21 protein-coding genes and 2 pseudogenes are annotated in these 21,535 nt (G+C 42.9%); 19 read left to right on the top strand and 4 right to left on the bottom strand.

Features of this window, described 5'->3' with window-relative positions; translation table 11 throughout:
- The 11 genes from AZ66_RS10860 to AZ66_RS10905 all read left to right on the top strand — a co-directional run.
- A partial coding sequence (locus AZ66_RS10860) for an ABC transporter permease (protein WP_044354873.1) occupies positions 1–2,091 on the top strand: 2,091 nt, incomplete at its 5' end.
- A 4-nt stretch (positions 2,092–2,095) separates the two neighbouring features.
- Positions 2,096–2,854, top strand: coding sequence for an ABC transporter ATP-binding protein (locus tag AZ66_RS10865; RefSeq protein WP_044354874.1), 759 nt, complete (start codon positions 2,096–2,098; stop codon positions 2,852–2,854).
- Positions 2,855–3,530: 676 nt separating this feature from the next.
- Positions 3,531–4,406 (top strand): hypothetical protein, encoded by an 876-nt coding sequence (locus AZ66_RS10870; protein WP_044354875.1) that lies wholly within the window; start codon positions 3,531–3,533, stop codon positions 4,404–4,406.
- Between the two features lie 29 nt (positions 4,407–4,435).
- Positions 4,436–4,966: a CDP-glycerol glycerophosphotransferase family protein gene (locus AZ66_RS10875; RefSeq protein WP_044354876.1), complete on the top strand. Its 531-nt coding sequence runs from the start codon at positions 4,436–4,438 to the stop codon at positions 4,964–4,966.
- 64 nt (positions 4,967–5,030) lie between these two features.
- Positions 5,031–5,393 (top strand): hypothetical protein, encoded by a 363-nt coding sequence (locus tag AZ66_RS31855; RefSeq protein WP_197081692.1) that lies wholly within the window; start codon positions 5,031–5,033, stop codon positions 5,391–5,393.
- A gap of 5 nt (positions 5,394–5,398) precedes the next feature.
- Entirely contained in the window at positions 5,399–6,076 is a 678-nt protein-coding gene (locus AZ66_RS31860; protein WP_197081693.1) for an aminotransferase class V-fold PLP-dependent enzyme, read from the top strand.
- Positions 6,077–6,140: 64 nt separating this feature from the next.
- Positions 6,141–6,872, top strand: a complete 732-nt coding sequence (locus tag AZ66_RS10885) for a phosphocholine cytidylyltransferase family protein (protein WP_044354877.1) — start codon at positions 6,141–6,143, stop codon at positions 6,870–6,872.
- On the top strand, positions 6,869–7,714 hold the full coding sequence (locus tag AZ66_RS10890) for a LicD family protein (RefSeq protein ID WP_021262143.1): 846 nt from the start codon (positions 6,869–6,871) through the stop codon (positions 7,712–7,714). Before AZ66_RS10885 ends, AZ66_RS10890 begins: the two co-directional genes overlap by 4 nt.
- A 17-nt stretch (positions 7,715–7,731) precedes the next feature.
- A complete protein-coding gene (locus tag AZ66_RS10895) occupies positions 7,732–8,493 on the top strand; it encodes a class I SAM-dependent methyltransferase (protein WP_021262144.1) in 762 nt (253 codons plus the stop codon).
- A gap of 28 nt (positions 8,494–8,521) precedes the next feature.
- Complete coding sequence (locus AZ66_RS10900) at positions 8,522–9,148, top strand: class I SAM-dependent methyltransferase (RefSeq protein ID WP_044354878.1); 627 nt, start codon at positions 8,522–8,524, stop codon at positions 9,146–9,148.
- Positions 9,149–9,375: 227 nt separating this feature from the next.
- Positions 9,376–9,903, top strand: coding sequence for a GNAT family N-acetyltransferase (locus AZ66_RS10905; RefSeq protein WP_044354879.1), 528 nt, complete (start codon positions 9,376–9,378; stop codon positions 9,901–9,903).
- 95 nt (positions 9,904–9,998) lie between these two features.
- Here the strand turns inward: AZ66_RS10905 and AZ66_RS10910 are convergent, their stop codons facing one another.
- A complete protein-coding gene (locus AZ66_RS10910; RefSeq protein ID WP_052648466.1) occupies positions 9,999–10,331 on the bottom strand; it encodes a DUF2306 domain-containing protein in 333 nt (110 codons plus the stop codon).
- Positions 10,332–10,360: 29 nt separating this feature from the next.
- Complete coding sequence (locus AZ66_RS31865; protein ID WP_197081695.1) at positions 10,361–10,528, bottom strand: hypothetical protein; 168 nt, start codon at positions 10,526–10,528, stop codon at positions 10,361–10,363.
- A 15-nt stretch (positions 10,529–10,543) separates the two neighbouring features.
- On the opposite strand from AZ66_RS31865, the gene AZ66_RS10915 reads away from it, so the two are divergent.
- From AZ66_RS10915 to AZ66_RS29735, 5 genes are all read left to right on the top strand, one after another.
- Positions 10,544–10,948: a response regulator transcription factor gene (locus AZ66_RS10915; protein WP_197081696.1), complete on the top strand. Its 405-nt coding sequence runs from the start codon at positions 10,544–10,546 to the stop codon at positions 10,946–10,948.
- Between the two features lie 46 nt (positions 10,949–10,994).
- On the top strand, positions 10,995–11,312 hold the full coding sequence (locus tag AZ66_RS31350) for a hypothetical protein (protein WP_052648467.1): 318 nt from the start codon (positions 10,995–10,997) through the stop codon (positions 11,310–11,312).
- Positions 11,309–11,881 carry a HAMP domain-containing sensor histidine kinase gene (locus AZ66_RS29725; protein ID WP_231586822.1) on the top strand — a complete coding sequence of 191 codons (573 nt, stop codon included), beginning with the start codon at positions 11,309–11,311 and terminating at the stop codon, positions 11,879–11,881. The genes AZ66_RS31350 and AZ66_RS29725 overlap by 4 nt, the downstream gene beginning before the upstream one ends.
- Positions 11,868–12,185, top strand: a complete 318-nt coding sequence (locus tag AZ66_RS29730) for an ATP-binding protein (RefSeq protein ID WP_269433071.1) — start codon at positions 11,868–11,870, stop codon at positions 12,183–12,185. Before AZ66_RS29725 ends, AZ66_RS29730 begins: the two co-directional genes overlap by 14 nt.
- Before the next feature lie 212 nt (positions 12,186–12,397).
- The gene (locus AZ66_RS29735; RefSeq protein WP_052648470.1) at positions 12,398–15,070 is read left to right on the top strand and encodes a DUF4855 domain-containing protein; all 2,673 of its coding nucleotides are present in this window, start codon (positions 12,398–12,400) and stop codon (positions 15,068–15,070) included.
- 189 nt (positions 15,071–15,259) lie between these two features.
- Here the strand turns inward: AZ66_RS29735 and udk are convergent.
- Positions 15,260–15,884: pseudogene (gene udk / locus AZ66_RS10930) on the bottom strand (uridine kinase).
- A gap of 265 nt (positions 15,885–16,149) precedes the next feature.
- Here udk and AZ66_RS10935 point away from each other — a divergent pair.
- Positions 16,150–16,868, top strand: a pseudogene (locus tag AZ66_RS10935) (YebC/PmpR family DNA-binding transcriptional regulator).
- A gap of 177 nt (positions 16,869–17,045) precedes the next feature.
- Here AZ66_RS10935 and AZ66_RS10940 read toward each other — a convergent pair.
- On the bottom strand, positions 17,046–18,095 hold the full coding sequence (locus AZ66_RS10940) for a hypothetical protein (RefSeq protein ID WP_044354880.1): 1,050 nt from the start codon (positions 18,093–18,095) through the stop codon (positions 17,046–17,048).
- Between the two features lie 530 nt (positions 18,096–18,625).
- Between AZ66_RS10940 and AZ66_RS10945 the strand changes: the two genes are divergently transcribed.
- Together AZ66_RS10945 and AZ66_RS29740 are read left to right on the top strand one after the other, a co-directional pair.
- Positions 18,626–19,465 (top strand): protein-glutamine gamma-glutamyltransferase, encoded by an 840-nt coding sequence (locus AZ66_RS10945; protein ID WP_044354881.1) that lies wholly within the window; start codon positions 18,626–18,628, stop codon positions 19,463–19,465.
- Positions 19,466–19,669: 204 nt separating this feature from the next.
- Positions 19,670–21,385: a hypothetical protein gene (locus tag AZ66_RS29740; RefSeq protein ID WP_052648471.1), complete on the top strand. Its 1,716-nt coding sequence runs from the start codon at positions 19,670–19,672 to the stop codon at positions 21,383–21,385.
- Positions 21,386–21,535 lie beyond the last annotated feature (150 nt).

The following is a 21,535-nucleotide window of genomic DNA, read 5'->3' on the forward strand; positions in this document are numbered from 1 at the left end:
GATGCGAATGTTGAAGACTTTCAGGTGCTTGAGTTTTTGAATATGGACGGCTCGCAATTCCGCTTTGGCAATGGTTCACTTGCTAATAGTGTGCAGGATAATGGTCTTACTGTCCAGAGCGAGAAGTTCGACTTCCTCTTGAATCTTGACGGCAGTCCTATCCAAGCATCCGATGGAGAACTGTACGTTCCGATCAGCTACATCAAGGACGGAATCACGAAGGTTGGCGACAAGGCGAACATAAGCGGGAAGGAGTTCACGGTTGCGGGCATGCTTCGAGATTCGCAAATGAATTCCTCGTTAGCTTCTTCGAAGCGGATGCTGGTCAGCAAGCATGATTATGAAGAGTTAAAACATGCAGGGAACGTTGAGTATTTGATCGAGTTTAGACTCAAGGATTTGTCTAAGACCAGTGAATTCGAAACGGCTTATGCCTCTTCTGGACTCGAAGCGAACGGGCCAGCGATTACATATTCTCTCTTCAAAACACTTAACGCGATTTCAGACGGGATGATGATAGGAGTGATTCTTCTAGTCAGCGTGCTTGTTGTAGCAATCGCATTGATGTGCATCCGCTTTACACTCCTTGCGAAGGTCGAAGACGACTATCGCGAGATTGGCGTGATGAAGGCCATAGGGCTCCGCCTTTCCGATATCAAGGGAATATATCTGGCGAAGTACGCAGCGATTGCAGCAGCAGGATGTTTGCTCGGGTATTTACTATCTTTTGTATTCAAAGGGATGCTCCTTGAAAATATCCGCATGTATATGGGAGAAAGCGAGAACACTTCTCTTGCTATGCTGTTCGGGGTAATCGGCGTACTGCTTGTATTTGGGGCAATTATTGCTTTTGTAAATGGAGTGCTAAGACGCTTTCGGAAAATATCCGCCGCTGAAGCCATTCGATATGGAACCTCTCAGGAAAAGGCCTCGGGCGCAAAACGCTTCAACCTTAGCAATAACAAACTGTTCCATACCAATGTTTTTCTTGGTATCAAAGATGTACTTGCGAGGAAGAAGCTATACGTCACCATGCTTGCGGTATTGGTGATTTCGGCATTTATCATAATCGTTCCTCAGAACCTCTACAACACCATTTCTTCAAAAAGCTTCATCAAATATATGGGGATAGGCAACAGCGATATGCGCATCGATATACAGCAGACTGACCATATGTCTGAGAAGGCAGCTGAAATGCTCAAAACAATGAGCAGCGATAGCGCGATCTCCAAGTATGCTGTACTCACAACCAAAACATCTAAAGCAAAGATGGAAAATGGCTCGGAGGAAAGGGTAAAGATCGAACTCGGAGACCATTCCGTATTCCCGGTGCAGTATTCGGAGGGTACGGCTCCACGTGTAGAAGATGAAGTGGCACTGTCGGTCATGAACGCTAAAGAGCTCAACAAAAAAGTCGGCGATTCCATGACTCTGGTGATTGAGGGGAAAGAAAAAAATCTCAAGGTAAGCGGCATTTATTCTGACATTACCAATGGAGGAAAAACCGCAAAGGCGGTGTTTACCGATCAGTCGGCAGAGATGATGTGGGTTGTGATCAGTGCGGTGATTGCCGACAAATCGCTTATTGGTAGTAAAGTTTCGGAATATGCGGATAAATTTCCTTTTGCAAAGGTGTCAGACATCGATGAGTTTATGGCACAGACATTTGGCTCGACAATCAGTGCTGTTGGCAAGGCGTCCTATTCCGCAATTGCCGTTGCGCTGTTGATAGCGGTACTGGTTACCTTGTTGTTTATGAAACTGCTTGTTGCAAAGGATAGATACTCCATTGCCGTTATGAAGGCATTCGGTTTTACAAATTCGGATATTCAGGCCCAGTATGTAACGCGTTCCGTGTTTGTGCTGATTTTGGGCATTGTTCTTGGAACGCTTCTAGCCAATACGCTCGGAGAGATGCTTGCGGGGGCAATGGTCTCTTACTTTGGGGCATCGGCGTTCCATTTTACGGTCAATCCACTATCAGCGTATCTGCTTAGCCCACTAATGATGATCGGTACTGTACTTATCGCAACCATCATCGGTACATCGAGAGCAGGGCAAATCAAAATTTCCGAAAGTATAAAGGAGTAGGCATATGAAGAAGATCATTATCGGCGATCAACTCGTAAAATCTTTCGGCGAGGGTGATGAGAAGCGCAATGTTCTCGACGGTGTATCCGTTGAAATCAATGAAGGCGAATTCGTCGCGGTCATGGGACCTTCAGGATCGGGTAAATCAACACTGATGTTCGCACTGAGCGGAACAGATGGCGTAAATGGCGGTAAAGTCATCATGGATGATAAGAATTTAGCGGAGATTGGCGAGAACGAGTTGTCTGATATACGCAGAACAAAAATGGGGTTTGTCTTCCAACAGCCGACGATGTTGAAAAACCTGAATATCCTCGACAATATCATTCTTCCCTCTATGAGGGACAATCGAAAGAATGCTGCACAAATTACGGAAAAGGCAAGGGCACTCATGAAGAGGGTAGGTATTGCGGAGCTAGAAAAGCGCGACATTACACAGGTGTCAGGTGGTCAGCTTCAGCGTGCAGGGATATGCCGTGCGCTTATGAACAGTCCCAAAATTATTTTTGGCGATGAACCTACGGGTGCGCTTAATTCGAAGTCGGCACAGGAGATAATGGATATCCTTTCCAAAATCAACGAAGCAGGTACTGCGGTCATGCTTGTCACTCACGACGCCAAGGTTGCGGCACGGACGGAGCGCATTATGTTCATGCGTGACGGAGCAATCGTTAGCGAGTTGAGTCTCCCTAAGTTTACGGGGACAGATATAGACAGTAGGATTGAGCAAATTACAGTGAAGATGAGGGAAGTTGGCATCTAATTGTTCTTCCACCATCACATGTGCTGATTGCCCATAAGAAGGGTATGATAAGCAGGATATACAATCTTATCGAATTAATTAATTTTTAGGCAAAGTGTCCAGGTTAAGATGAACTGGATATCTTTGCCTTTATTTTTGACTTTGATATGACCTCAAATTAGAGCCTTATATTGTAGGACGTCATGGTATATGGTGGTTTGATGGAAGGAAACGGGTTTGTATGAATCTCCTCACCTCTCCATGTGTGCAGTATTTGCATATGATGTTATGGCACTATGTTTATATTTGCAGTCTTTTTTGTTAATTTATGTGCTATTATCATATCCATTCAAGTTAAAGACTATTAATCTTTTGTTGTATTTTGTCGATAGAGTATATACAAGGATGACAAGTTTAAATAGCTTATCAATAAGGATTAAGCAAGAAAAAACATGAAGCTTCCAGCTTAGTGATCTGAGAAAAATGCAAATCAGTGGAATGAGCATCGTTTTCAGCATAGGATTAAAACTGGTGCAGCGCAACCTGATGGTGAAATAGAAAAATGGAATATACCGTTAGGTCAAAAGATTGATCGGAACATAGAATAATACAAATGGAACTTGCAGATTTATATAAAATAGGGCTTATAATAAAAAAGTTGATAAGAGCATAAGAGAAACTTAACTGGAGATGGACTATGAGATTAAATCGAAAGAAACAAATTTTGGAGTTTATGTCTACAATTGAAGAAGGTATAGATTATGTAAGCTATACTGGTGAAATGATACAAGATTGCAATGATAGTCTAGTATTTTTGTCTAACTTACTGAGTGAGGAACATGAAGTACGCGAACTGATTCAAAAAGCCATTGATGCCGTTCAATGTTTAGAGCCAGGAATGCAGAAAGAGCAATCATTTATAACTCATGTAAATAATATTAAAATCATAGTGAATAACGTAAGAACTAGGATAATCAATGATATAAAGACAGATATAGAAATAGCGTTCATGCCGTATAAAGCATCAATGTGGGATTCGCTTGAAAGTATATATAGAGAAGCTGAGAAGGATCCGAATTGTACATGTTACGTAGTTCCTATTCCGTACTACGAAAAAAACGCTCAAGGGGAAATCATTAAATTTTGCTATGAAGGAAATGAGCTTCCAAAAGATATAAATACAATACCGTTTGATGTGTATGATTTTGAGAATAGAAGACCTGATGTTATTTATATTCACAATCCATTTGACCAGTATAATAAGCTTACCATGGTTTACCCACGCTTTTTCTCTGATAATCTTGCCCAATATACAGACATGTTAGTATATGTTCCTTATTATGTTGCAGGGAGTGCTAGTACACCGGAATTGTACGGGGTTCCATCATTTAATAATGTCACAAAAATCATTGTGCAATCAGAAATCTTAAAAGATGCATATGTAGCTAATGGTACTAAGGCCGATAAAGTATTGGTATTAGGTTCCCCTAAACTTGATGCGATGTTTAATGCATTAAGTGACCATAGAGAAGCTCCATTGCATTGGCAAAGTACGATAAGAAATAAAAAGTAATATTATTTAACACAGGTATTGCTGATCTATTGAATATAGATACTTGGTTTGAACAAGCAGAGTACATTTTAAATTATTTTATGGATCATGAGAAGTATGTTTTAATTTGGCGGCCACACCCACTTACTGAAATAACAATAAAAACAATGCGGCCGCAGCTTTTAGAAATATACGTAGAGTTAGAGAATAGGCTTAAAAAAGCTACAAATATCATTATTGATACTAGCAGCGATATTTATCAAGCAGTAGCTATTTCTGATGCTATCATAAGTGATTATAGCTCTGTGATGCTGCAATACATCATAACGGAAAAGCCTGTTTTAGGCTTATTAAGTAAAAACAAACTGGAACAAGATACATATTACTATGCCGACTATTTGGGTTGTTATTTCACGAATGAGGATATTTCAGTGGCTCAATTTGTAGATATGGTAGAATGCAACGAAGATTTCAAAAAGGAAGAACGGATCTCAAGGTTTAAGAAAAGTGTAGTTCATGCAGATGGTACGTGTGGACAAAGGATTCATCAAGTCATTTTAAATGAGATCACGAACAATTAAATATTGTTCGTCTTTATGGATGGGGATGGAGCCAAGAATGTTAAATTTGTCAGTAGGGCCTGTAATGATGGAGCAGGAAGTCTTGGATATTGGTTCAGAACAGATCCCGTATTTTCGAACAGATGAATTTTCTAAGCTTATGCTTGAGAATGAAATGCTGATAAAAAAGTGTGTGGGGTCAACTGAAAATTCTCGATTGATTTCTTTGACTGGTTCCGGTACTGCAGCAATGGAAGCCACCGTTATGAATATATTTGACGAAAATGATAAATTGCTTGTAGTAAATGGTGGCTCCTTCGGCACTAGATTCAAAGAGATTTGTGAGATATACGGATTATCTTCAGAAGAAATTCGCTTAGATCACGGAGAATTATTAACGAATCGACATTTAGAAAAGTATGAAAATAAAGGATTTACGGGTTTTTAATAAATATGCATGAAACATCTACTGGCGTGTTGTACGACATGGGGCTAGTGAGTGAATTTTGTGAAAGGAATAATTTGATGCTAGTTGTGGATGCAATTAGCTCATTTCTTGCTGATCACTATAATATGCGAGAGTATAATGTTAATGCGACCATTCTAAGCTCGCAAAAAGCGATTGCTCTACCGCCGGGAATGTCATTTGTTGTATTAGATGAAAAGGCTCAGGAAAGAGTATTGAACAAAAAGGTGAAAAGCCTATACTTTAACTTTAAGAATTACTTAGCGGATGGAACGAGAGGGCAGACTCCCTACACTCCCGCTGTCGGAATATTAATTCAATTAAGAAAAAGATTGCAGATGATTGATGATATAGGCGTCGATAAAGTTGTAGAGCGAGTTGCTCATATTGCTCAAGATTTTAGAACAAAAATCAGAGGGTTACCTTTTGAAATTTCATCGCAGTCTCTCTCAAATGCTGTTACGCCTTTAAGGCCAAACGGGAAAATGCCTGCTGACGAAATATGTCGCCATTTAAAAAATAATTATCAAATATATGTATGTCCAAATGGCGGAACGCTTAGTAAGACCTTATTCCGAGTAGGTCACATTGGTGCCATAACAGAAGAAGACAACAATAAGTTAATCAATGCATTGCATGCTTTGCGTGAAAAGGACATTTTATAAAAAACTTGTGTAATAAGCTTGTTTTCAAGTTGAAAAATCAAGAGTAAAGAAGGGGAGGGTACTCATGAAAGCTATTTTGCTGGCAGCTGGAAGAGGAACTAGAATCTCGAGAATGATAGAAGAAATCCCCAAATGTGTGTTGCCGATAGATGGAATTCCGTTGATCAGAAGAACTGTGTTGATGTTATTAGAAAGAAATATTCAACCAATCGTATGTGTCGGTTATTGCAAAACTAAAATCTTTGAAGCATTAGAAGGTTTGGACGTTACTTATTATTTTAATCCATTTTACAATGTAACGAATAGTATTGCCTCTTTTTGGTTTGCAAGAGAGGAATTGACGGATGATACTATTATTATGAATGGCGATGTTTATATAGATGACGATATTTTAAACCTGATTGTAAAGACGAACAAAGACTGCGCTTTAATGGTGGACACAGGTAGAACGGTAGAAGGCGACTATTTTTTACAGCTAGAAAATGGTTATATAAAAAAATACGGCAAAGACCTACCGTTAAAAGAACGAACTTGTGAGTATGTAGGAATGGGAAAAATAAGAGCGGAATTTTTAATTGAATTCAGGGATAAACTCGAAAGTCTAATAAACGCACAACAACATCAATTATGGTGGGAAAATATATTATATTCATTAGTAGAAGAAAAAAATATAGAAACCATTGATGTAAAAGGAATGTTCTGGTCTGAGATTGATTATTTCGATGATTACGAAAGAATATTAGCATATACAAGCAGGGACGACAAGGTGGAAAGGGCAGTAGGAGGCGGAATGTGAAATCGGACATAGATTATATAAAACTCAATGGCGACCAATTAAAGCTATTGCAAGAAGAGATGTTCTCCCTTCTTATCGAAGTAGATCGTATATGCGAAAAACATGGCATTCCATATTTCTTATCTGATGGAACGTTACTTGGAGCAATTAGACATGACGGATATATCCCTTGGGATGATGACGTGGATATCCAAATGTTTAGAAAAGACTACGAAAGATTCTGTGAAGTTTGCAAAAGTGAATTGGATCATGAGAAGTTTTTCTTACAAAATCAAAAAATGGATAAAAATTACAACTGGGTCTTTGGAAAGTTAAGATTGAAAAACACATCATACATACGAGCGGGACAAGAGCACTTAGAACAAAAAGACGGAATATGCATGGATATTTTTCCGTTAGATTATATTTCGTCGAATAAGTACAAACAAAGACTTTTAATGTCTATTTGCAAAATTTGCAGAAAAATATTATGGTCCCATGTCGGGAAAAAAAATGCAAGCAGTGTATATAGCAGAACACTGTTTAAGGCATTATCTTTCATGCCTAGAAATTTCACAATCGCAGTGTTTGAATATTTCGCCAAATGGGACAACGAGAAAGAAACGTCTCATATAGTTTGTCATAACTTGGTGGGACATATATTTGAACGCGGGTGGTATGATGAGGCAATAAAGGTTAATTTTGAAGGACATGCATTCCGTGCGCCGAAGCGGTATGATGATATCTTAACTTCAAGATACGGGGAATATATGGATCTCCCGCCGATTGATAAGCAACATGGTCATAGTTATGCGTCGTTTATTAGGTTCTCGAACGGATTGCAACTGAAATTGCATAAGTAAAGCAAGGGGGATGGAGAATGGAAAGAGTATATAAAGAACATGTTAAAATCGATCATGAAAGCTTGAAAAATTTTTACACTCAAAGAGCGGTCGAGAAAGTTTCCGTCGATGTCGATGCGCCAGTAGTTTTATGTGCAGACAAAGATAAAAGCAAAATTGAAGCATGGACAAGCTTCGAAATAGAACATAGACTTCCCCTATTAAGGTTAGATGACAACAGTAATGTGCTTGAAGTTGGATGTGGAACAGGACGTATATCCAAATATATTACTTCTGTGGCAGACACATATGTCGGAGTAGATTATGTAAAGGAATTTATCGACTTAATACAATCGCGAGAAGATATTGCGAAGAAAGATGAGACTCATTTTATACATTCATCCATTCAAGATTTAACGAACGGAAAGGTTGAGTTCCCTTTTAAGGGGAGATTTAACCGTTTTATTATATCGGGCGGAGTCTTAATGTACATTAATGACGATGAAGTAAAGGCAGCACTTAACAAGCTTGTTGAAAGATTTGACGATGAATGTATTATCTATTTATCAGAACCGATTGCTTTGCAGGAAAGACTGACTTTAAATAAATTCTATTCGGAAAATTTAGAGAGCGAATATAGCGCGATTTATAGAACCGAAAAGGAATATAACGATATTTTCAGTGTTTTATATAAAAGTGGGTTTGAATTAAAAGTAAGTGAAGAGTTTTTCTATGAAGATATCAAAAATCAAAAAGAAACGAAGCAATGGATTTTCATTTTGCAAAGAAGTAAGAAATAATATGGCAGCTACGAGAGGAAAATAACATATGGATTATTCGTATTGGGATAATTACTATTCAAAAATGATTGCTACTAAAGAACCTACCACGTTCGCAAAAGATATCTTGCCTATGTTGGAAACAGGAAAAACGTTGGTAGAATTAGGTTGTGGTAATGGGAGAGATTCTTTATTTTTTGCTGAGAACAATTTACGAGTAGTAGCTATTGACCAGTCACACAATGCAATATTGAATTTACAATCGAGTTGTTCCTATGACAACATTGAGTTTAGAGTGGATGATTTCATTCATTCAGACGTGTTAATTGCAAATAGCTTCGACTATGTATATAGCCGTTTCACCTTGCATTCCATTACGGAAGAAGAAGAAGGTTTACTTTTACATAATGTATATCATTCCTTAAAAAAAGATGGGCAATTCTTTATAGAAGTGAGAAGCGTGAAGGATGAAATTTTTGGGTTGGGGGAAGAAGTCGGAAGAAATGCGTATTTCTATAATGAGCATTATAGAAGATTCATTGTACTTGAAGAAATAGTACAGAAGCTACAGGCTATAGGATTCAAAGTTAATCATATGGCAGAGGGTAATAATTATGCCGTATATAAAGATGAAAATCCGGTTGTTGTTCGAGTAATTGCACAAAAAGTGGTTTGATAAATAAATGGGGATTGCGCCTGCTAGGGACTGTTGATGTAAGTGTAATTTCAGCATAGAGAATCAGGAACTAATAATAAGTATATATAGGAATGGATACAGGTCTTGAGTAAGTTTGGAACTGATATCCATTTTTTGGTTTTTCTTATATTGATTTGGAAAGTGGCTATTTTTCTCACCTGCTTAATAAGCTTTCTAATTCTGATTTCTGAAAGGGGGAAACTGTGTTGATGGTTATGGAAACGAATAGGCTAATTCTTCGCAAGTTGACTGTGGATGATGCAGAGTTTATTTTACGACTCTTGAACGATGAAGCATGGCACCGATATATTGGTGACAGAGGGATTAGAACGGTTGAAGGTGCGCGTGACTATATTGTGAATGGTCCGATGGAGAGCTATGAACGACTAGGTTTTGGCTTGTTTTTGACGGAGTTGAAGGAAGATTCGACTCCAATCGGAATGTGTGGTCTCATCAAGAGGGACTCCCTGACAGATGTGGACATCGGCTTTGCCTTTCTCCCTGAATTCCGGGGACAGGGATACGGCTATGAAGCGGCGGCTACAACATTGGAATACGGTCGAACGGTGCTCGGGTTAGAACGCATTGTAGCCATTACTACAGTAGATAATGAACGCTCTGGTCATCTGCTGGAGAAGATCGGAATGAAGTTAGAGGGTCACATCGCTGCAAATAAAGAGGAACTGAAATTATATGCGTCTTGCTTCGCGGGGAAGTCGAAGCAAGACGAGTAGACCTATTACGACTTAAGTAGTTCAGAGTTTTTATCATACAAAAGGAGCTCATCCAAATGGACGAAGCTCCTTTTTGCATAGGAAGGGTATTAATTTCATTTGTTCTTATTTGGATCTGATCGTTTCGGGACTCTATGAAATATCATCCATTCTACAATGATGATGTTGATGACTAATCCGACCCAAATGTTGACCTCAAGTATCTGCCTCAGAATGGGCTCGATGCCTTCGAATGGCATATCACGATGTCCTGCGAGATAAATAAGGATGCATAAGGGAGTAATGAGCCGTGCGGTTGCGGCGACAAGGGTTACCGCATAATTGCGAATCACCCATATGCGATGGCTGTCGAACCTCTTCTGCCGGGCAGTTTGATACCCCTTCCATCCGGTGAATATCCACAGTACGCCTAAGGTTAGAAATGCCAACTGTCGAATATAGCTCTCCGTATACACTCCTACGATAATACCTGTACTGCCGCCTGTCTTGCCTGCTGAACCAAGCGAGCCTTGATATCCAAATAAGTCTCCGCATCCATACCATAAATAGCAGCTATTAATCGGTCATCGAGATGGCGCACATAGCTCAGTACCTTCTCGGGATGCTGTGTTTGTACGAGTTTCATCCATTGAGGATGTAAGTGGTCGGAGCCTATAAAGCAGACCAAGCGCTCGAAGCATTAAGCCGCAATCGGGTGGACTGCATCTTGTTGGACGTGATGATGCCAGGGCAGAACGGGCTGGATCTCTGTAGACAAGTTCGGAGAACGAAAGATACGCCGATTCTATTCCTTAGCGCGCGAGGAGGAGACATGGACAAGATCAGAGGTCTTAGCCTAGGTGGCGATGATTATATCGTGAAATCAGCGACACCCGAGGAAGTCGTGGCCCGAATCAAGGCCGTGCTCCGCCGAAGCAGCAAGAATGAAGGGAATCCTGTGATCGAACTTGATTTCGGTCGTCTCGTTCTAGATATTACGGCGCATGAAGTGAGCGTCAACGGGGTTCCGGTGTCGATGACACCCAAGGAATTTGATATCTTGTGACCGTACACATGGGCAGGCTTCGTGAGAAAATAGAAGAGAACACGCGGTGGGGGAGGTTCGTGCGTCTGACGTCACTCGCTGGCGCGATTCACAGTGGCAGGACGCTATAACCAAGAAGATCGTCGAAACCCAACCAGGCATTCTACTATTAGATGCTTCCGATCATGAAATCTATCGCTATGCTGCTGCTGAATCAGAAGCTGTCACTGATCGGCAAATAAGTATGATGGAACAAGGCCAGCTGCAAGGTACGGCCTATTTCTATGTCCCTAAGCAGGACAGTGGGTTTGCGTTCATCTTCTCGATTCTAGCGGGAGTGTGTTTCATTTCTTTATTGGCTGGCAGATGGGCCGTGTTGTCGTGAAGCCTTTGGAAGCAATGAGTATGGCTGCTAGGCAAATTGCCGATGGAAATCTAGATTTCCACCTGCCCCCATCAACCGTTCTGGAGGTAGCAAATGTCCGTGAAGCGTTCCACGCTATGGGAAATGGCCTGCGGCAATCTCTGATCCGACAGTCGGAGCTAGAGGAAGAGAGACGCTTTTATATTAGCTCAATTGCACATGATTTAAGAACGCCGTTATTTACGTTGAGGGGGTTCTTATTGAGGCTGGAGAATGGACTGACAAGCAATCCTGACAGGACTTCAAGATATGCCTCCATTTGCAGGCAGAAGGCCGATCAGTTGGCACGGCTTGTGAACGATCTTTTCTCTTATAGTCAAATATCGTCTCTGGATCAGCTGCTTCGACCGGAGCCACTCCATGCAGCAGATCTCTTTACCGAAATTGTCACCGAATATCAGCCATCAGCGAGCGAGAAAGCAATTCAACTACAATATGTTCCACCGGATCGGGAGCAGTGCACTGTTCTGGGTGATGCATTTATGCTGAGACGGGAGATTGGCAACTTGATTGATAATGCCCTTCGCTAAACACCGACGGGCGGCGCAATCATTATTTCAACTTGAGGTGGAGGGATCAGGTGTGCGCTTTACGATTGAAGATACAGGCCCCGGAGTTTCAGAGCGTGATATCTTCCGTATTTTTGAGCCGTTCTATCGAAGCGATAGTTCCCGAAACCCGGGATATGGAGGGACTGGGCTTGGATTGACGATAGCACAGCGGATAGTAAGAGCACATCAAGGCGATCTCTCCGTCAGGAATCGCAGTCAATTGGGTGGTGCTATATTTACGGGGGGAGGGGTACTGGCAAAATCAAATAAAATGATGTCTTGATAGAATAGGTAAACAAAAGTATACAAAAGTAATGATTGGTCTATATGAATAGGACAGAAAGTCTCTTATTTTAAAAGTAAGCGCTATCATTCGCATGGATTTTATCAGTTGAAAAAGGAGGGGGAGATGAAACCGCAATAATATCAATCAAATCCAAGTTTTTCGAATTTGATGACATTCATAATCTTACATATAGAAAGGGAGTTCAATTAATGAAAAAGAAATGGTTATCCATCGTAATGTCTACTGTGTTAGCTCTATCAATGATGGTTCCATTAGTACAGGCGGAGGAGGCGAATACGCCGTTGCAAGCGGGTGAGCAAAATACGGCGCAGCAAGCTGCTGAACCTCAGCAAGGTGAGCGCAATCTGGCTCTAGGTCTTCCTTATGAATGGTCGCAAGCACCAGAAGCAGGGTATGCTGATGATGGCTATAAGCTGACAGATGGCAAGTACGGAAAGGTCACGAAGTCAGACCCGGCATGGGTTGGACATTTGAAGAAGAGAACGCGTGAAGTGGTATTTGACCTCGGCGAGAATAAATCAATCTCATCCGTTAAGGCTCATTTCTTGCAGGATTGGCCGAACAACAATGTCCTTTTACCGTTAACCGTGTCCATTTATGTATCGGACGATAAGGAAAATTGGGGTTTGTTATCTCATAATGCACTCCAAACGTTATGGATAGACGGACAGCATGAAGAGACGTTTGAATGGAAGGGCAACAAAGAGGGAATCAAGGATCCGAACAAAGAAGGATTGGCGTACGGTGGCATCGCTTATGCACGCTATGTGAAGGTAAGCTTCATGATGCATAACAGGGCGATGACGTTAGTCGATGAAATTGAAATTCTAGGCGAAGACGGCAAGGTGCAAGGAGCAGAAACTGTTCCTACGCAGACGCCAGCCTTCCAAGCACCAGGAGAAGCGACTGCTGGAATTAGCGACCTTGGTCTGCTGTACAACGGGCATTATGCGAATGGCAAGGGCGATTGGACGAAGGAGCGCATTATTCCGAATATTAGCTATGTAGATGAGGCGGGCAATCCGAAGGATTGGCTGTTCGATGGAGTTCTCTATCTTGGATTAGATACGCCAATGGGTCGTAATTTGGGACTGAACAGCAAGCTGGACGACTGGAAATGGTACTTGGAAAAGACATTTGCAGCGCAAGGCGATATGTATCAATTAAATGAAGCGACCAAAGAAGTCGGGGCGAAGCTGAACGATCCTAACCGTAAAACGAAAGTCGTGTATATGATCCCATATCCAGCAGAAGGCATCGCTGACTTCGGTGATATTGGCGATGGCAACTTGAGCTTCAGCGACTCGATCGGTGTGGAACAGGCACTTGCTAACCGGGTGAAGGCTGTTCACTGGTGGCTGGATCAAGTGAAGCAGAAGTGGGCTGCTGCCAACTACTCCAATTTGGAGCTTGTCGGCATGTACTGGTTAGATGAGCAGATCAGCACACATAGCAAGGGATCAGATCTGCTTCGTGCAACAAGTGCCAAGGTACATGACATGGGCATGAGGCTGTTCTGGGTTCCGTTCTTCTCAGGATACAAGTCATTCATGTGGAAGGATGTTGGCATCGATAATGTGGCTTACCAGCCAAATTACTTCTTCGAGGATGACATCGACCCTGAGCGCTTGCCGGACGCAGCATACTTAGCGAAACAGCACGGCATGGGCATGGAGCTGGAGTTTGATGACCGGATGCTGACGGATAATCATTTCCGTGAGAAGTATATCGAGTACTTGAACAATGGTGCAGAAACCGGGTTTATGCAAAACGGATATAATGCTTACTATCAGGGCAATGACGCCGTATATAATACAGCTGTAAGTAAGGATCCATCCAATCGAATTTTGTATGATTGGCTGTACCAATTCGTGAAGGGCACATACAGCGTGAATAGCGGCGTTCCTTCCGATGCTGACGTACAAATGAACGGAAAACTGCTGGAGAGCCATACAACAGTGCCGGCCACAGAGACGGTGCAATTTACATGGCAGCTCAAGGATGACGACGGAAGCGGCATTACTAAAGTTACTGCGACATTCGACGGCAAGCCGTACACAGCAGGTACGCCAATTAACTTTGCGGGCAAGCTTGGCAAGCATGAACTTACGGTTACGGTGACTGCAGGCAAATCAAAGAAGACAACTTATATCATTGATGCAGGAACAAATGTGGATCTCATCAAAACATTAGTTGATCAATTCGAGCAAGAGAACCAGTTCAAAAATCCGGGGGCGGCTCGCTCCTTGCAGGCTCATTTGGATAATGCGAAGAGATTCGAAGGTAATGATGAAAAGTTCAATAAGTTTATCAAGATGTTCAATGCAATGCTGGAGTTCCAGAAGATCAAAGGCCACATTGCAGATGGTGCTTACAACACGCTGAAGGATAATGCTTATTACCTTCTTGGCAACTTGGCGGAAAATAAAGCGGTTGAAGCTTCCTCGGTAGAGAACAACAGCCCGAATTACATGCCGCAAAAAGCAGTGGACGGATCCCCTGCTACGAGATGGGCAAGCAATTATGTAGATAATTCATGGTTCACAGTTGATCTTGGCGAGGTGAAGGAGTTCGATACGATCCGTATTGATTGGGAATACGCTCGCGCCAAAACATACAGAATCCTCGTGTCTAACGATAAGAAAGAATGGATAAATGTCACGACAAAGAACGATGGAATCATTACGGCTCAAGATGGGCGGGACACAATTCACTTCACTCCAACAGAAGCGAGATATGTGAAGTTCGAAGGAATTCAAAGAAACACGGACTATGGCTACTCTTTCTATGAATTTGGAGTATACAATATTTTTGGAGCCGATGGCATGAAGACGCTGGAAAGTTTCGAACCTACAATGTAAATTAAGCCAACACATGCGACAAGTCGGGCTAGGGCAGTGGTTCTCTAGCATCTTATATTGACTAGTTTGACCAAGTGACAGAAGATCAATGCACGTGAGAGAAGCTCTCTGCAAGTCTCACTCGGCTCATAAGAAAATAAGCCGCTCGAATGGCAGATGCAGGTCTGCCATTCGAGCGGCTTCTTCACGTTAATTCCATTCGCTCGTCAAATATTTCTCTGTCAGTACAGACAGCATGTGAATGCCTACCTCGTTCTGACCGCCTTCCGGAATAATCAGGTCAGCGTACTTCTTAGAAGGCTCGATAAATGCATCGTGCATCGGCTTGACCGAAGTCAGATACTGGTTGTAGACCGAATGAATCGTCCGACCGCGCTCTTCAATGTCGCGAAGTACACGGCGTAGAATCCGTACATCTGGATCGGTGTCCACAAATACTTTAATGTCGAGCAATTGACGTAAATCATCATCGAACAGCACATGAAGCCCTTCGATGATGATGATATTATTCGGCTTCAGCTCTACCGTCTCATCCGTGGAACGGGCATGAACGGTAAAGTCGTATACCGGTGCATAAGCAGTTTTGCCTTGCTTGAGCAGGTTCACATGCTCAAGGAGCAGCTCGTTGTCGAATACGAGCGGGTGGTCGAAGTTAATTACTTCGCGTTCAGCCATGCTGAGGTGGGAATGATCTTTGTAATAGTTGTCTTGGGAAATGAAGGTAACTTTATCTGATCCAAGACGGTCAATGACGGACTTGGGCAACCGTTGTTTTGCCGGATCCGGTGCCTCCGGTGATACCGATAATGAGCATGGTGATTCACTAAACCTCCCTAACAAAATAGCGGGTGCAATTACAGTATTTTAACACAGCTTTCTGTTTTTTACACCTTTGTACGAATTAACAGTATGAACGGATATCTTGCTTGCTAGAAATGTCCGAATTTTACCGGAAAAATCGCCAATATAACTAGCTAAGAATTGAAATTCAAAAGTTTTCATATTTGCCCAAGCTCTCTTGAAAAGATATAATTATATGGAGTATGCATACTTTATGCGGAAAGAGAGCGAGATACAGTATGGGGCGTAAATGGAATAATATTAAGGAAAAAAAGCATCTAAGGACACGAATACGAGTCGTATATATGCGCGTTTCGGCAGAGAGATCTACGTTGCAGCGAAGCAAGGCGAGCCTGATCCCGAGCTGAACCAATCATTGCGATTCGTGGTTGAACGTGCCAAAACATACAATGTACCAAGGGCGATCATTGATCGCGCGATCGAGAAAGCAAAGGGCGGCTCCGATGAGAACTATGATGAGCTTCGTTATGAGGGCTTTGGTCCAAGCGGTTCCATGGTGATCGTAGACGCTTTGACCAATAACGTGAATCGTACTGCTTCGGAGGTTCGTTCCACATTTAACAAAAATGGCGGAAGTCTCGGCGTAAGTGGCTCTGTAACGTATATGTTCAGTCCGACGGCCGTTATCGGTCTGGAAGGCAAGAGTGCAGACGATGTTCTGGAAATCTTGATGAACGCCGATGTAGACGCACGCGACATCTTAGAAGAGGATGAAGCGGTAATCATCTACGCGGAGCCGGATCAATTCCATGTTGTTCAGCAAGCGCTGAAGAATGAGGGCATTACGGAATTCAGCGTAGCTGAAATTACGATGCTGCCACAGACCGAAGTAGCTTTGGAGGACGATCAGAAGGCACAGTTCGAGAAGCTGATTGATGCGCTCGAAGACCTTGATGATGTGCAGCAAGTCTACCACAACGTGGATCTGGAAGGATAGTCGAGCCACAATACGATATGCATCATGAAAAAAGACACCCGAGTGGTGTCTTTTTCCTTTTCTGTTGTGAGAAAACCGCCACCAACGTTTGGGGCACCAATGGTCAATAAGTTATAACGCTTAAATTTTTGACCGACACAAAATACGAGGGTACTGATAAAAATGCCACTATCTGCGTCACTTGATTGGGCAGAATGCCGGTATTTTACTCGCTTGCGCTGCTTGCGTCGCAGGATCAGGTACAGTAAATCCGCTGCTAGGCTGCCCCATCCATATGTACACGGTCATCATACTAAAGATCATAATGGTGAAGTGCAGCACCACGAAAAAGCTGCGTAGTTTAGGAGCGCGTCTCGAGAGTAGAAATGTCGTATAGCCGTCCCGGCCAACAATAAGGAAGATGAGCAGTATCGTATGCATAATCATATGGCCTATGATTTCGGTAAATCCGAATACAGTGGTAGTGACGAGGAATAATCCGGTTAATAGCAGAGCTGTGAATCGATTCATAATACCGACTATAAATGCCCACGCAAGGCCGAGCTCAATAAAGGCACTAATCAGTACGAAGTCTTCAACGGTAAAGCCTAGTGACGGGATTCCGTATTCGTGCATCAGGGAGCACGCCAGCTTGGCGAGGGTCAGCTTCTCCATCGCAAGCCAAGCAAGAGACAAGCCGGTCCATACATAGAGGACAGGGATTCCAGAACGGCTCCATCTCGTGTTCGCGACAAGCAAATAATAAATGATGCCGAGGTAGAACATATAGTCGAGCATGTGGAACATTCCATAATTAGCGAGTGCCTTCACATATAAGGCGCCTAACGCTATACCGCTTATAAACAAGGTCTTGCGATGAAGCAGACCAAGCAGGCTAATAATAAGAAATGCATAGACCCACCATGTCTCGATTCGCAATGTAGGGGCCAGATAGGAGCCTGTGCTTATCTGCATCAGCAGTGCAATGCCAACACCTACTCGCATAATTAATAGGTGAAAGCGTTTTAACTTATTGAGAAATGAATGTACCTTCAGAACGATAGGGACGCGCTCCAAAGCTGCGTTATACCTCGAAACAAGCAGCAATACTACAAGCGTGAAGCCAAACCAGAACAGAAAGGTAGGGGTGAGCACCTTGCTCATTGCTTGAGGTGTCCACACGTGATCGGCTGAGAACCATTTGACATGTAAATATAGCCCACTCCCAGGCTGCATTCCAACATTCATCAATACTCCTCCTTCATTATCAGAACATCCCATCTTCTAATCATGCGTAGAGCCAAGCTGGTTAGCTAAGATCCCTCCTTTTAGACACAGGTTGGAAGCCATCTATGTATTAACGGCGGTATCTCATACGTCCATATTTCGTACATCAGGCAGTCGAGAGCACCTATCCGATTTTTTTATCCGATCTTCACAATTAGGAATTTGAATGTCGTGTGGATGAAGCAAACAAGGGAAGTAGAAAGACAGAAGGTAGAGGTGAACATGCAGGTATTGATGTTGATGATAACCACTATTGTAGCGGATTTCTGCACTGATTTCCATATTGTAGTATAAGCTTTACATCCTGTAATTTTATGAGGATTTCATGCTTATCCGATGTTGGTCCCTTCTTCTTGACACGAACCTGAGTAGATGGGGGCGCATAGAGTACTGTAGGTTACACCTAATTAATCAGGAGTGCGATCCGTTTCTTGTGTTCCGATTCCCACAAAGCGTTCGGTAATCAGAAGATTTTAGGAGGAGAGTAAGGAATGATCGAGATTGCAGGTGTTAACACAGGGCAGCTCAATACATTGGGATTATCGGAGCTGGAGAGGAATGTAATTGCGGCTAAGCAGAAGAGTCCTGTCGTTTATCGATATAACTCCCTTGATGACTTAAAGTTCGAATTGAGAATGCGCTCCAATATCGTAAATGCTGCGAAGGCACTGCACGATAGTGGGGTGGACTTTGCTGGATTCGACAATTCCAGATGCAACGAGAGGTATTGGATACGCACGGACAGAGGGGGATTTCAATTAAGAAGGGGTGTCTCGCCTTCTGCTGCCATCAACGATATTTTCCATAATGGGGGACAGTATGCATTTGAATGTGCCACAGCTATTATTATTGTTTTGTATAAGGCAATCATAGATACGCTTGGTGAATCCGTTTTTGACCGTTACTTTCAGGATTTGCTTCTATGGGATTGGAATTATGACCGCAATCTTCGATTGGTGTCGAACTCGAACCTCGCTGAGGCATTTTTAGGGGATATCCTTTACTTTAGAAATCCAGACTACAATCCGCGTACTCCAGAGTGGCAAGGAGAAAATGTCGTGAAGCTGGGCAACGATCTCTATTACGGGCATGGTATTGGCATTACCTCTTCACAGGGTATGATCACAGCCTTGAATGGAGCGAGGAAGCATGGAAGCAAGACCTCGGCTTATTTATCCAATGAGGTCATTCATCCGGATTTCGATGACCTACAGCGACTCCAATATGGTCGCGACAATCGGATTGTGGCCGCCGTTCCCAAGCATCGAGGATGTGGTGTTGCTGCTAGAATTGGTGCGAAAACATACAGGGATCCTAGCAGGGAGGCTTAGTTTCGAAGGCAGGCGGCGGTATTGAAATCCCACTAGAATGAAGTGCTCTACTGCCGTCAATCGCCGTTAGGTTCGTTGTGCAATTTAGATCGTTGCTTTAGAATGGTAGAGATTATGGACGCGTATGGTTGGATGGCCTTGGTGTGCGATGAATGATGCAAGCCATGAGCGAAGCTAGATAGAAAAATGGGGGAAATCAATTTCATGAAAACAAAAGTAAGTATTCTCCTCAGCATCGTGATGATGCTAGGAATGGCTGCTTCCGTTCAAGCTGCAGACAAATCCGTAATGGCACGGCCGACTCGGGCCAATGTGAGCATTAATGGACAGGCGATGAATCAGATGGATGCCTACAATATTGGAGGCAGCAACTACTTCAAGTTGAGAGATGTTGCAATGGCATTGAAGGGGACGAAGAGCAGCTTCGATGTAACTGTTGATGCCGCGAGCAATGCGATTCGTGTACAGACAGGACAAGCCTATACTCCAATCGGAGGGGAGCTTGAGCCTGCCAAGAAGTCTACACAGTCAGGCAAGGCAGCTGAACGACAGGCAATACCGACTTCCTCCAAAGTATATGTGGATGGCAAGGAAATTCAATTGACGGCTTATAATATCGGGGGCAGCAATTATTTCCAACTGCGAGAATTAGGAGAGCAGCTGCATGTTCCCGTTCTATGGCGGGCGTTGAGCAGCTCAATTCATATCATTACTCAACCAGAGATGGCGATCCGATCTATTGAAGGGGTTACCCAGCCTCGTACAACCAATGATTATAATTATGGGAATTGGTTCGAGCCAGCTACCCGCTATTTGTTCCAGAAGGATGGACAGCCGAATCTGCTGCAATTGGACTCGGATAAGCAAAAGATACATATTCAGCAATTCAATAAGGATTATACCGTAGCGGGAAATAAGACGCTGACCATGGAGCTGCCCAAATTCGGAGGTTTCCATCAAGGTCAGGACGGCAATTATTATCTCGTATTCGGACAAGACAATATGGAGGAATCCAGCACAAAGGCAGTATATCGCATAGTGAAATATAATGCTTCGTGGGACAAGCTTGGTCAGGTAGATGTATCAGATGTGTACGTATCAGAGCCGTTCAGATCTGGGAATGTTACGATGGACAGTGCCAATGGCAAACTCGTAGTTCAATCGACTCGTCTTCGCTATAAGACCGCTAAGGATGGTTTGCGGCATCAGTCGAACATGACCTTTACCATTAATATGGCTGCTATGAAGGTGCTTAGTAAGAGTGGTCAATTCCCGTCTAACCACGTGAGCCATTCCTTTGCCACTTATGTTCGCATAGATGGAGATCGCATCGTATATGCTGACCATGGTGATGCGTATCCGCGCTCTATTATACTGCAGGTGGAGCAGGACGGTAAGATTACGAAAAAAATTGACCTTATTAGAATACCGGGCGAAATCGGTGATAATTACACAGGCGCCTACTTGGGTGGACTAGAAGTATCTGCATCCAGCTACCTTGCCATTGGAGCGAACAGCACCACCGGTTCACAAGATGGGAAAGGCAAAAATGTATTCCTTAGTGTCGTGCCGAAGAACGCGCAGGATCGATCAAGCATCAAGCCGATATGGCTGACACAGCATAGGTCTGAGGCTGGCGTGTTCATCAGGGATACATATATTAGCAAGATCAATGATAATAAGTTTGTCTTGTTATGGACGGAGTCGAGCCGACTCGGAGAAGGAATGAAGTATGCGGTCGTGGATGGCCAAGGAACGATGCTTAAGCAGCCGACCTATCTCGGAGGCGTTCCATCCCCTGGGAACATGATGCCGCTTGTACAGGATCAGTCGATTACGTGGTACTATGCCAACCCGATGGCGGGTCAGATCACGAGCAAGCCTTCGGCAATCGAATGGTATACGCTGCGTGTCGAATAGCAGATGAGTGATAGGCGATCGTGTATAGATAGAGAATGAATAGATAGAGTAACATGAGGTAGAAGAATAATAGATACTGGCAGAACGATGACAGGTAGGTTAACTTGTATGAGGCGAGGAGCTCCTCGCCTTTTTTAGTGAATATAAAAA

The organism is Paenibacillus sp. E194 (assembly GCF_000935845.1).
Taxonomy (GTDB): domain Bacteria; phylum Bacillota; class Bacilli; order Paenibacillales; family Paenibacillaceae; genus Paenibacillus_B; species Paenibacillus_B alvei_B.